At 64.4% G+C, this 11,355-nt stretch carries 16 protein-coding genes; 8 read left to right on the forward strand and 8 right to left on the reverse strand.

Features of this window, described 5'->3' with window-relative positions; genetic code table 11:
• Positions 1 to 33: 33 nt before the first annotated feature.
• Positions 34 to 1,065, reverse strand: a complete 1,032-nt coding sequence (locus ACSBOX_RS10820; protein ID WP_442542436.1) for an aldo/keto reductase — start codon at positions 1,063 to 1,065, stop codon at positions 34 to 36.
• Between the two features lie 8 nt (positions 1,066 to 1,073).
• Entirely contained in the window at positions 1,074 to 1,946 is an 873-nt protein-coding gene (locus ACSBOX_RS10825; RefSeq protein ID WP_442542437.1) for an NAD-dependent epimerase/dehydratase family protein, read from the reverse strand.
• A 137-nt stretch (positions 1,947 to 2,083) separates the two neighbouring features.
• Here ACSBOX_RS10825 and ACSBOX_RS10830 point away from each other — a divergent pair, with 137 nt between their 5' ends.
• Positions 2,084 to 2,668: an HhH-GPD-type base excision DNA repair protein gene (locus tag ACSBOX_RS10830; RefSeq protein ID WP_442542438.1), complete on the forward strand. Its 585-nt coding sequence runs from the start codon at positions 2,084 to 2,086 to the stop codon at positions 2,666 to 2,668.
• A gap of 52 nt (positions 2,669 to 2,720) precedes the next feature.
• The gene (gene arfB / locus ACSBOX_RS10835; protein ID WP_442542439.1) at positions 2,721 to 3,143 is read left to right on the forward strand and encodes an alternative ribosome rescue aminoacyl-tRNA hydrolase ArfB; all 423 of its coding nucleotides are present in this window, start codon (positions 2,721 to 2,723) and stop codon (positions 3,141 to 3,143) included.
• Between the two features lie 6 nt (positions 3,144 to 3,149).
• Here the strand turns inward: arfB and ACSBOX_RS10840 are convergent, their stop codons facing one another.
• The 4 genes from ACSBOX_RS10840 to trxA form a co-directional block, all read right to left on the reverse strand.
• Positions 3,150 to 3,278, reverse strand: coding sequence for a hypothetical protein (locus ACSBOX_RS10840; protein WP_442542440.1), 129 nt, complete (start codon positions 3,276 to 3,278; stop codon positions 3,150 to 3,152).
• 57 nt (positions 3,279 to 3,335) lie between these two features.
• Complete coding sequence (locus tag ACSBOX_RS10845; RefSeq protein WP_442542441.1) at positions 3,336 to 3,806, reverse strand: cupin domain-containing protein; 471 nt, start codon at positions 3,804 to 3,806, stop codon at positions 3,336 to 3,338.
• Positions 3,807 to 3,876: 70 nt separating this feature from the next.
• Positions 3,877 to 4,266, reverse strand: a complete 390-nt coding sequence (locus tag ACSBOX_RS10850) for a heavy metal-responsive transcriptional regulator (RefSeq protein WP_442546018.1) — start codon at positions 4,264 to 4,266, stop codon at positions 3,877 to 3,879.
• Between the two features lie 66 nt (positions 4,267 to 4,332).
• Positions 4,333 to 4,659, reverse strand: a complete 327-nt coding sequence (gene trxA, locus ACSBOX_RS10855; RefSeq protein ID WP_442542442.1) for a thioredoxin — start codon at positions 4,657 to 4,659, stop codon at positions 4,333 to 4,335.
• Positions 4,660 to 5,056: 397 nt separating this feature from the next.
• On the opposite strand from trxA, the gene ACSBOX_RS10860 reads away from it, so the two are divergent.
• Entirely contained in the window at positions 5,057 to 5,590 is a 534-nt protein-coding gene (locus ACSBOX_RS10860) for a hypothetical protein (RefSeq protein ID WP_442542443.1), read from the forward strand.
• Positions 5,591 to 5,606: 16 nt separating this feature from the next.
• Here ACSBOX_RS10860 and ACSBOX_RS10865 read toward each other — a convergent pair whose 3' ends face one another.
• Positions 5,607 to 6,278 carry a dihydrofolate reductase family protein gene (locus tag ACSBOX_RS10865; protein WP_442542444.1) on the reverse strand — a complete coding sequence of 224 codons (672 nt, stop codon included), beginning with the start codon at positions 6,276 to 6,278 and terminating at the stop codon, positions 5,607 to 5,609.
• A gap of 240 nt (positions 6,279 to 6,518) precedes the next feature.
• Here ACSBOX_RS10865 and ACSBOX_RS10870 point away from each other — a divergent pair, with 240 nt between their 5' ends.
• The gene (locus ACSBOX_RS10870) at positions 6,519 to 6,935 is read left to right on the forward strand and encodes a hypothetical protein (RefSeq protein ID WP_442542445.1); all 417 of its coding nucleotides are present in this window, start codon (positions 6,519 to 6,521) and stop codon (positions 6,933 to 6,935) included.
• 78 nt (positions 6,936 to 7,013) lie between these two features.
• Entirely contained in the window at positions 7,014 to 8,087 is a 1,074-nt protein-coding gene (locus ACSBOX_RS10875; RefSeq protein WP_442542446.1) for a DNA polymerase IV, read from the forward strand.
• A gap of 17 nt (positions 8,088 to 8,104) precedes the next feature.
• Here the strand turns inward: ACSBOX_RS10875 and ggh are convergent, their stop codons facing one another.
• The gene (gene ggh, locus ACSBOX_RS10880) at positions 8,105 to 9,460 is read right to left on the reverse strand and encodes a glucosylglycerate hydrolase (protein WP_442542447.1); all 1,356 of its coding nucleotides are present in this window, start codon (positions 9,458 to 9,460) and stop codon (positions 8,105 to 8,107) included.
• Positions 9,461 to 9,645: 185 nt separating this feature from the next.
• On the opposite strand from ggh, the gene ACSBOX_RS10885 reads away from it, so the two are divergent.
• The 3 genes from ACSBOX_RS10885 to ACSBOX_RS10895 are packed head-to-tail and all read left to right on the forward strand — an operon-like array spanning position 9,646 to position 11,334.
• Positions 9,646 to 10,242, forward strand: coding sequence for a sulfite oxidase-like oxidoreductase (locus ACSBOX_RS10885; RefSeq protein ID WP_442542448.1), 597 nt, complete (start codon positions 9,646 to 9,648; stop codon positions 10,240 to 10,242).
• A gap of 10 nt (positions 10,243 to 10,252) precedes the next feature.
• On the forward strand, positions 10,253 to 10,990 hold the full coding sequence (locus ACSBOX_RS10890; RefSeq protein WP_442542449.1) for a ferredoxin reductase: 738 nt from the start codon (positions 10,253 to 10,255) through the stop codon (positions 10,988 to 10,990).
• Entirely contained in the window at positions 10,987 to 11,334 is a 348-nt protein-coding gene (locus tag ACSBOX_RS10895; RefSeq protein ID WP_442542450.1) for a DUF6510 family protein, read from the forward strand. The genes ACSBOX_RS10890 and ACSBOX_RS10895 overlap by 4 nt, the downstream gene beginning before the upstream one ends.
• Positions 11,335 to 11,355: the final 21 nt, after the last annotated feature.

Consider the following 11,355-nt stretch of genomic DNA (forward strand, 5'->3'; position numbering starts at 1 on the left):
GGCGAAGCCCGGGGTCGAACCCGGGCCCCCGCGTTACCGGCCGCCCTCGATCTTCCGGCTCCGCTGGTTCCGGGCCATCGGACCATACGGATAGACGCCGACGCGCGGTTGGCTGGCCTCCGTGAGCCGGCTGGTTTCCTCGGGGCTGAGTTCCAGGTCTGCCGCGGCCAGGTTGTCAGCGAGCTGCTCCGTGGTCCGGGCGCCGAGGATCACGGAGGTCACGGCGGGCCGGTCCGCCAACCACGCGAGTGCAACCTGGGAGGCACTGACGCCATGATCCGCTGCGATCTTTTCCACTGTCCCGATGACGTCCCAGGTGCGGGGGTCGTCGTTGCGGGCCTGCCATGCTTCCATGCCGCGTTCCGGGTTTTCACCCAGGCGGGTGGCCCCGGTGGGCGGCACGTCGCGCTTGTACTTACCGGAGAGCCATCCGCCACCCAACGGCGACCACGGCAGGAGCCCGATGCCGGCATCCAACGACGCCGGAACGATTTCCGATTCGATTTCACGGACCAGCAGGCTGTACTGGGGCTGCAACGTCACCGGCGCGCTCCAGCCAAAGGCCTTGGCCACGTGGACCGCCTTGGTCAACTGCCACCCCAGGAAGTTGGAAAAACCGTAGTAGGCGATCTTGCCGCTGCCCACGGAGTCGTGCAGGAAGCGCAGCGTCTCCTCCAACGGCGTAATGGGGTCCCACGCGTGCATTTGGTAGAGGTCGATCTGCTCCACGCCCAAACGGCGCAGCGAATCGTCCAACGCCCGGGTGAGGTGGCGGCGGGAAGTGCCGACGTCGTTCGGTGCCGTCCCCATGGGGAAGCGGCCCTTGGTGGCCAGCACCACGCGGTCCCGCGCGTCGGGCCGCTCGGCCAGCCAGCGGCCGATGATTTCCTCCGATACGCCGGCGCTGTAGACATCGGCGGTGTCGATGAAGTTGCCGCCTGCCTCGACGTAGCTGTCCAGGATGGCGCGGGACGTTTCCTCGGTAGCCTCGGCCCCGAAAGTCATGGTTCCCAGCGCGTAGTTCGACACCACGGCGCCGCTGTTGCCCAAAGTGCGGTATTGCATGCTGTTCCTCAATCCTCGACGGGTGTAGTGCGGTTCGAATGGTAGGTGCGCCATGTGTGCTCGGGCTCGAAACCGAGCAAGCGCCTGGCCTTGTCGATGGACAGCATGGTCTCGTGCTCTTCCAGTTCCTTGACCACCTTCACATCGGGGAACACCTCCGCAGCCAGGCTGGCACTGGACCGGCTCATGACGGTGTCCGCGTTCGCGACGATGAATGCCTCGAACCCGGGCTTGCCGTATTCAAGGGCCCGGGCCACAGCCTGTGCCCCGTCCCGGCCGTCGATGTAACCCCACAGGTTCCATTTGCGCAGCCTCGCGTCGGCGTCGAAGGACGGGAACCGCTCGTAATCTTCCACGTCCATGACATTGGAGAACCGGAGCCCCACGATGCTCAGCTCGGGGTCCCAGCGCGTCAACTCGATCGCCATCTGCTCTTCGAGGTGCTTCACGAGCGAATAGGTGCTTTCCGGTCGGGCCGGGTATTCCTCATCCACCGGAATATACGGGGGGTCGACGTCGAACGGCAGTCCCAGCACTGTCTCGCTTGAGGCGTAGACAATCTTCTTGATCCCTGCGCGGCGGGCCGCTTGGAACACGTTGTACGTCGAGAGCATGTTGTTCTCGAATGTCGCGACGTCCGGGACGATGCCGGGTGCTGGAATGGCCCCCAGATGCACGACGGCGTCGAAGCCGCTGTGCCGGTCGTCCAGGCCCAGGAACACATCCAGCACCTGGCCATAGTCCCGCAGGTCGACGATTGCCAGGCCCGGGTTCCTTTCGCCCGCACGGTCCAGGTTCAACACCTGGTGGCCGTCCGCGCTCAGCCGGCGCACCACGTGCCGGCCCAATTTTCCGCTTCCACCCGTCACTGCAATTCTCATCGGTACTCCCTCGATACGGCTTGCTGGTCTCATCATCGACACTAGGGCAGAAGCAGGCTCCTGCGCATGGCCCTCCGGATCCTAGGAACGTCAGGCACACGCTCCCGCGGGATTTAGCAAAGTGGGAGGATGGGCGCATGGAACTGCACATTACCGGCGACCCCGCCGCCGACCATCTGCTCAGCGATGACGCGTTCGCGCTTCTCATCGGCATGCTGCTGGATCAACAGGTGACCATGGAGTCTGCGTTTGCCGGACCAGAAAAGATCCGGGCCCGCATCGGAACCATGTCCCCTGGCGCAATCGCCGAATACGATCCTGCAGGCTTCGTCGAGGTCTTCAAGGAGCGTCCGTCCGTCCACCGATTCCCCGGCTCCATGGCCGGCCGCGTGCAGGATCTGGCCGCGGTCGTCCAGCGCGATTGGAATGGCGACGCAACCGCCATCTGGACCCAGGATGACCCCGACGGCCAGGAAGTGCTCCGCAGGTTGAAAGAATTGCCCGGCTTCGGAGAGCAAAAGGCAAAGATCTTCCTGGCACTGCTCGGCAAGCAGCGCGGACTCCAGGCACAAGGTTGGCGGGAGGCTGCCGGCGCCTACGGCCAGGAGAACGCATTCCTTTCTGTCGCCGACATCGTGGATCCGGAGTCGCTGGGAAAAGTCCGCGCCAACAAACAAGCTGCCAAGGCCGCCATCAAGGCAACGAAGGCATCCGGGAGCTGAGAAGCGCGGGGCGGGGGCTTGGTTCCCGCCCATATCGTGAAACGCTTGCAGCATGGATCTCGAAGTGTCGCCCGCCCTCACGATTCCGACGTCGGAACTCGGCTGGCGGTTCTCCCGCTCGTCGGGGCCCGGCGGTCAACACGTCAACACCTCGGACAGCCGCGTCGAACTGTCATGGAATATCGCCGGCTCCACGGCGCTTTCCGACGACCAACGGCTGCTGCTCGTCACGCGTCTTGGATCACGCGTCATCGCCGGGGTCATCACCGTGACCGCCTCCGAGCAGCGGTCCCAACTGCGCAATCGTGAGATTGCCCTGGCCAAGCTCTCCCGCCTCGTGGCGGAGGGTCTTGCTCCCGAAGCTGCTGCCCGCCGGGCGAGCAAACCCACCCGGAGCTCGAAGCGACGGCACCGGGTCGCAAAGGAACACCGGGCGGCGACGAAACAACAACGAAAGCGACCCTCCGTCGAGTAACCAGGGTTAGCGAATCCCGCTGTCAACAACCAGGGTGATGTGAACGGGCGTCTCGGAAATGACCACCGGCTCGGTCGCCGTCGAGACGTAACCGCCGACGTTGCTCGCTTTGATGACGTACTTGCCGTCCGGCAAGGTCAGACGGAACGCACCGGTCCCATCGGTCTGTGTCGAGCAGCAACATGTTTGGCTTCAGGGACCGGGATGAAGGGGATCGATCCACCGGACTACTTCCGGGGGCTCGGCGGACTCGATATCCAGGTTGATGACTATTGGGTCCTGACCGCTGCGGACAAGGACGCAACCGAGAGCCTCGGTCTTGCTCGCGTTGATCTCTTGATGGGGTACGAACGGCGGAACAAAAATGAAGTCGCCCGGCCCGGCTTCGGCAACGAACTCCAGGTTGTCTCCCCACCGCATGCGTGCCCGGCCACTGACGACGTAGATGACGCTTTCCAGTTCTCCGTGATGGTGGGCCCCGGTTTTGGCATTCGCATCAATGATGACGGTGCCCGCCCACAGTTTGCTGGCTCCCGCCCGGGCATGTGTGATTGCCGCGGCTCTCGCCATGCCAGGGGTTTGCGGCGTATTCGGATCGAGCTGCGAACCTGGAATGACTTTGACTCCGTGGTCGCGCCAATTCGGCTGTGAATCAGGGCTCATCTTCATCCTCCGCAAAGCAGTGGCGGCACCCCTGAGACAATGATAGGCGCGTCAGGTAGTGATGCAGCGGTCAGAGGTAGCTGCAGATCCTCTCGGCGTCGCACGCCTCCGGATCCGCGGCAGCCGCGGCAGCGTGGTACCCGGCGACGGTGGCGCGCAACGCGACGAGTTCGGCGATCTGCGCGTCGAGGTCGGCCAACTGCCCGGCCAGAAGGTCGCGAACATGCGTGCAAGGGGCGCGGCCGGCGTCGCGCAAAAGCAGGATTTCGCGGATCTGCGCGAGTGCCAGTCCTGCGGCGCGCCCGCGGCGGATGAAGTCGAGCCTATTGATGGTTTCGTCCGTGTAATCGCGGTATCCGCTGGCGGTGCGCTTCGCCGCAGGCAGCAACCCGTGCTCTTCATAGAATCTCAAGGCCTTGCTCGTCATACCCGCCGCCTGGGCAGCTTCACCGATTCGCACCATGGACCTCGTCTTCCCCCGTTGAGCTCCACTGTAGCGGGACGGTGTTCATGGGGTGAAGACGGACTAGCGCAAGTATTCAGCGAATTCCATTTCGAAGTATCTCTTCGCCCCCACCCCGATCACGGAGACTCGGCGTTCGCCGTCCTTGAACAGGAACACCGACGGAACAGAGCTAATCCCGAAGGCAACCGCGGTTTCGGGATTCTCGTCGACGTTGACTTTGACGACATCGATTTTGTCGGCGTATTCCACCGCGAGCTGTTCCAGGACCGGGAAAAGCCTGGCGCAGGGACCAGACCAACCCGCCCAGAATTCCACCACGACGGGTTTGGGTGACTTCAGCACGTCGGCGTCGAAGGACGCGTCGGTGACTTCCTTGGTTTTTGCCATGCTTTCCCCCTATTGAATGGCCCGATCTGCGATACCGGGCTACTGCTCCGCTCCGTCCCCTTCGCTGTCACCCCGACTGGAAGCCTGCCCTGCCCTCCACCTTCGCACCTTCCCCCAAGGGAAAAGTCAAGGGAACAACTGGCGGCCAGACTGGCGACTTGCGCGAAAAGCCATCAAGCTAGGTAGGGGGTAATGAGGGAACGAACGCATTCCCTCCGCACAGGAAGGCCCCGCAATTCCCAGCCCAAAACGACCATTCAGTCCCTGGATCCGCACGTACCTCAAGGGCAGTGACGCGGGCCGCGCAGAAGCCAAAGGCCTCGGCGCCCTCAAGCCTGTCGAGCCGGCCCAACGGCGGGAGGGCAAGCCCCTCCTCGGCGAAGATCAGGTCTATGTGATGAAGTACGGAACGGAGTACCACCCGGCGTGGTGCCGCATTGTCGCCGAGAAATGGAGCAGCGCCCCCCGAGGCTTGCTGGTGACCCGTTTGGCCGACGTCGGGACACGGACCGGGTGCCGGGAATGCGATCGATCCCTGAACTCGGCCACGGAGCCTCCTGTACAGGAACACGAAAGACATCCCCAACCCATCCGGCAGCCTGACCGGGTCATCCCGTTACGCGTCGTCGGGTTCTCCCATGGAGTCCTGTTCTTGGCGGCCGGGCCGAAATATCAGGAGATCCTCAAGCAAACCGCGGTGGAGGCGGCCACCCCGCTGCTCGTCGATGGTCGACGGCACGGAATGCTGCTGCGGGTGGACGCTTCCCGCCAGGAGCCGCTCCTGGTGATCCAGATGGATCCCCGCTACAGGTTCCGAAACGGCGCTTATCAGGCGCGCCTACGACCTCCGCTGCAGCGCTCCGCCACCAAACCGTATGCCGTGGACTTCGTTGAACCGGCGGCTCGGGCCAGGCATGCCGCTTCGCACTAGCGCGCGGTAAGCAGCGTCAGCTCGAAGAACTGGGTGGCCCTTCTGGGCGCCCGCGCAATGCACCACTGCCCGGCGGACCGCTGAGTACCGTGGGGACATACTCGAGCAGCTGGAGCCGACCGTCGAAGGTCCTGCTCTGCACCATTTCGAGCGAAACGTCCGGATAGCCGTCGTAGATCTGCTCCCGACCAGTGCTGCCTGTGATCACGGGGAAAACGACCAGCCGGAACCTGTCCACAAGTCCAGCGCTTAGCAGTGACCGGCACAGGCTGAGGCTCCCGAGAGTGCTCAAGGGTCCGGTCCGGGTCCGCTTCATCTCCGTCACAGCCTGGACCGCGTCCCCGGTGACAAGCTCCGAGTTCGGCCACGTGAGGGGCGCCTGCAGCGTGGAGGAGAAGACGACTTTCGGTACGGCGGCAAGGCCGGTGAGGGTGGCTCCCTCATCACCGGAGAATCCCGAGCCCTCGGCCGCGGCATCCTCGGACATCCTGGACATCAGCCGGTAGGTGTTCGCCCCGAGAAGGAAGGTGTAGCCCTTCTCCCCTTCCTGCCGAAGCCAGTCAAGGTATTCCGGTCCCTCCAGGCCCCACCAGCCGGGCCACCCCACGGCCGAGGCATACCCGTCCAGGGAAATGATCAGGTCGACCATCAGCTCCGCCGAGGACGCAGCCGCAGTTGCCTCGCCCATGCCGTCTCCTCGAAGTTGATCGACGCCGGTCTCGCCCGGCCGCAAGGCCCGGGACGGACGGGTCCCGTGGCGGCCATGCTATCCCCGGAGCGATCGGAGGTTCAAGGGACCTCATCGCGAGCAAAATCTCCAGTCAGCGGGCTCGTGCGCGGGAATCATGCCGGCTTCCCGTCCGTTCTCTTCGTTGATGACCTTCTTTCGGAGGCGGGAAAGACACGACAGGAAGTTTGGGGACAGACCATGACGCTGAACGAAACCATTGCCCGTCTCCGGGCCGGACACCTCATGGTCCGCGACGCCGAGGAATGGGACGAACTATCCACAGACCTCGAGCGCGCTTACGGCAGCAACGACGACGAACTCTTTGAACAGTTGCATCCACAGTTCCTCCAGTCGTGGAGGACAGTCACAAGATACGTCCTCCGCGACACCTTCGACGCAGCAGGCATCGCAGTCACCGATCCCAGCCATCCGTGGGGAATAGCAATCCTCAGCGCTAACGGAACGAGTTGCGAGCCACTTCTCTGCCGCTCCGAGGAAACTGGTATCGAAAAGGCTGGCGCAGCCGACGGCGGACTCCAACTTCTCACTTTCGCGGACGCAATGACCCATTACACCGACTGCCTGACGCTCCTGTTCGACGAGCCGGATCACTGACCTAGGACCGAACACAACGCAATTCAAGCCGGGTCGAAAACCGATGCTTGGCGGGGACGTTTACGGCAGACTAGTGCCGTGAGCGGAATCCCGTGGGTACTGCACGTTGACCTGGACCAGTTCATCGCAGCCGTCGAGGTGCTCCGGCGGCCGGAGCTTGCCGGCAAGCCGATCATTGTCGGCGGCCGGGGCGACCCCACGGAAAGGGCTGTGGTGTCGACGGCGTCCTACGAAGCGAGGGCGTTCGGTGTGGGTTCCGGGATGCCCTTGCGCATTGCGGCCCGGAAAGTGCCCGACGCCGTGATCCTGCCCGTCGATCACGAGGCTTACCTCGCGGCCTCTGAAACGGTCATGGCCACCCTGCGCGCGCAGCCCGGCGCCACCGTTCAGGTGCTGGGCTGGGATGAAGCCTTTGTAGGCGTTGAGACGGAGGATCCGGAAGCCTACGCCCGCCACGTTCAGGCCGCCGTCCTGGCCCGAACGGAGCTCCATTGCAGCGTGGGCATCGGCGACACCCTGGTCAGGGCCAAGGTCGCCACCGGGTTCGGCAAGCCGGCCGGCGTCTTCCGCCTCACCGCCGGGAACTGGCTCGACGTCATGGGCAGCCGACCCACCAAGGACCTGTGGGGCGTCGGCACCAGGGTGTCCGCCCGGCTGGCCAAACTCGGCATCAACACCGTCGCCGAACTCGCCGCCTCCGATCCCCAGGACCTGGTCCCGGAGTTCGGCCCCAAGATGGGTCCGTGGTACGCGCAGCTCGGACGAGGCGACGGCGCCAGCGTTGTGGACGACTCCCCGTGGGTTGCCCGCGGACATAGCCGGGAGACCACCTTCCAGCACGACCTGATCGACCCGGTCCAAGTGGAGGACGCTGTGCGGGAGCTGACAGCGCATGTCCTCGAGGACGTCGAGGCCGAAGGACGGCCCGTCATTGGACTGACCCTGAAGGTCCGGTACGCGCCGTTCTTGACCACGACCCAGGGGAAGAAGATTCCGGAGACATTCGACCGGAACGAAATCCTCGCGCGGGCCATGGACCTCGCAGCCGGAATCGAGGCCGGCCGTCCGATCCGGCTCCTTGGCCTGCGGGCCGAAATGGCGATGCCCGACGATGCCCGGAAAGGACACACGCCCACGCGCGGCGGTTGGTGACGCCGTCGTTCCCTTCCTTATGCGGCCCCCGCCTGCCAACCCGGCCCGATCCATTCGAGGCAGGCGGCGGCTGTCCAGGCCTGGTTCAGGCTCCCCAGCGGTTCTCCCGTGAAGGGTTCGTAGTATTCGCCGAACTGGAGGTCGGCCAACTGATCGAGTGACGCGGCCTTGAGCGCTTCGTAGATCTCGTTTTGCCCGTCGCGGTGCGAGGCCCAACCGAGAAGGAGATTCAGGAAAGGCCAGACGGGGCCGCGCCAATAGGTCCGGGGCCGGAAGGCTGTGCTCGACGGTGAGGTGGACGGCGGGAGAGGAAACCGCAGCGCGGGATGCCCCATCCAGTCCGGCCCGAGAAGGAGCTTCCTCTGCGCCGCGAGCAACGATTCCCCGCCTCCGGACACCAGAGGGGCAAATCCGGAAACGGTGTCGGTAGAGATCCACTGCTTGGCCAGGATGTCGTAGTCGCGGGCAAGCCCGCTCACGGGATCAATCGTAGACGCCACCCCGTCGCGGAAGCGCCGCGCGAAATCCCGCAGCTCCCCGGCGTCGGAACTGCGCCCGATCTCCTCGCCGAGGTCGGCGAGGACATCGCTGGAAGCAGCCATGATCGCGGAAAAGAAGACGTCACGCACCCGGAAGTCGACGACGCTCCGTACGGCCTCGTCGTCGTACTCCACGGAAGCCATCTGCTGAACGAGCCACAGATACTTTGTGTATTCGCTGTCGTCGGGCCTTTCGCTCGTGTCTGCAACATGCAGGGTGTCACGCCGCGTGAAGGCGGGGACGGTGCCGGGCTGGACGCGGGCGTAGGGCCCATCCCAGCGCGGGGAATTATCGAATCCTGACTCCCATCCGTGGTGGATTTCAATCAGCCCTGCGTTGTCCGGGTCACGCACGGTGGCCAGCCACCGGTGCCACGCGAGCCAGCCGTCGAAGGATTCGGCGAGGAAGTTCTCTGCCGCTTCCTGGTCGGCGCCGCCGTTCTCCCGCCCCCGGTCCAGGATGTGGCGCACGGCGATCGCATGGACGGGAGGCTGGCAAATGCCGCTGCTCTTGATGCCGGAAGGACGTGCGCGGGCGGACTCCGTGCCCCATCGGTCAAAACCTGGAAAGTAGTCCGTGCTGTTCCCGCTGAAAACGATGTGCGGGATCATTCCCGTGGACCACTGCGCGGCCAGCAAGGTCCGGAGTTCCGTGATGGCGCGTGGGACATTGATCCGCGCCAGTCCGATGGCTACGAAGGCTGCGTCCCAGCTCCACATATGGGGGTACAGGTTGGGCGCCGCAGTGGTCATGGTGCCCAGATCGTTGAGCCGGAGGACTTCTGCTGCTGCCTTGTGAAGGTCCTGCACACTGACGCGTGGAGTGGTGTTCATGTGGCCTCCGATGCCATTGGCTTGGTGCGGATCCGCGTCGGCACGAAAGCGTGCATGACACCTACCAAGCTACTGCAGCAGCCGTGACCCGGTCAGGCTTTGCCTAGCGTCTAGACCGTGCCCGGCCGTTGCCCTATCGTGGGGGAACCGGGCTCAATCGGCGTGAGTCTCCGCATCGGAGGTACATGGTGGGCATCATCTCTTCTGGATTTCATGGAAGACGGCAGAGCGGTAATCCGGCGTTGCCGCCGGGCCAATACGAGACCGGCAGTTTCCCGGTCCTCACCGCGGGCCCCGCACCCCGGATCCCCACTGACCGCTGGGAATTCTTCATCACCACTGAGGCAGGGCAGCGTCATGCCTGGTCCTGGGACGAGTTCATGGCATTGCCGCAAACGGACATCCATTCGGACATCCACTGCGTGACCAGCTGGTCCAAGCTGGGCACCACGTGGCGGGGAGTGTCCCTGGATACCCTGTTTGAAAACGTGGAAACGAGCTGCGGGTTCACCATGGCCCACTCCTACGGCGGATACACAACCAACGTCCCCCTCGCGGACCTTCTGGACGGCAGGGCCTGGGTGGCCTGGGAGTTCGACGGCGAGCCGCTTGAGCGCGCCCACGGCGGACCAGCCCGACTCCTGGTGCCGCATCTGTACTTTTGGAAGAGCGCGAAGTGGATCAACGGCATCGAGTTGACCCAGGAGGATGTTCCCGGTTTCTGGGAATCCAACGGCTACCACCTCCACGGCGACCCGTGGCGCGAGGAGCGCTACTCATGAGGCGCGCCCGATGAGCACGCTATGGCGCGTGGCCGACGTCGTCAGCAGCATGCCAGAAACGGAATCCGCCCGGACCATCGGGCTGCGGGTGGACGGCCTCAACGGCAACCTCGCCGGACAGCACATCGACATCCGCCTCACCGCCGAGGACGGGTACTCGGCCGTCCGCTCGTACTCCGTGGCGCGGGCAGGCATGGACGAAACCTTGGAGATCACCGTTGACGAGTTGGCCAACGGAGAGGTCTCCCCCTATCTGGTCCGGGAACTGGCCGTCGGGGACCAACTGGAGATCCGCGGACCAGTGGGCGGCTGGTTCATCTGGAAACCAACGGATACCAACCCCGTTCAGTTGATCGCCGGAGGATCCGGCATCGTGCCGCTCATGTCCATGATCCGCGCGCACCATGCTTCGGAAAATCCTGCGCAGTTCCGGCTGCTCTATTCGCTCAAGTCACCCGAAGCGGGGTTCTATCGGGAAGAACTCCACACCTTGGTCCGGGAATCCCGCAAGCTCACCATCGACTACATCTATACACGCAAGGCCCCGGATGGTTGGCCGGCTGCCCCGCAACGGCTCACGGCGGAAACCCTGTTGGCCAACATCCTGCCGAAGGACCCCGCCCCGGACGTCTTCATCTGCGGCCAGACCGTCTTCGTGGAAACGGTCGCGGAATGGCTCGTGCAGGCGGGATATCCCGCCGCGTCGATCAAGACCGAGCGCTTCGGCGGAACAGGAGGAACCCGGTGAATGGCAACAACGGGCCCGATTCTCCGGGCGCAATGGATCCGGGCTTCGGGGATCAGGACATCGCGGGAACCACTGGCAATGCGATACCCCACCTGGACGGAAACGCGCTGGCAGGACCGCTGTGGGAACTCTTCCGCTTCGATATCGTCGCCGCGATCGGGCGATGCAAGCACTGCGGAGCGGTCCGCGTCTTCGCTGAAACGATGGTGTACGTCGACGCGCCGGGAATCGTTGTGCGCTGCGCTTCCTGCGAGGGCGTGCTGCTCCGGCTCGTGGAGACGCCCACGCGATACTGGCTCGATGTGAGCGGACTCAGTTATCTGCACATCGACCGCGAGGGCTAGGGCGATTCGCGCCCAACGCCC

The organism is Arthrobacter sp. KN11-1C, assembly GCF_052180225.1.
Taxonomy (GTDB): Bacteria; Actinomycetota; Actinomycetes; order Actinomycetales; family Micrococcaceae; genus Arthrobacter.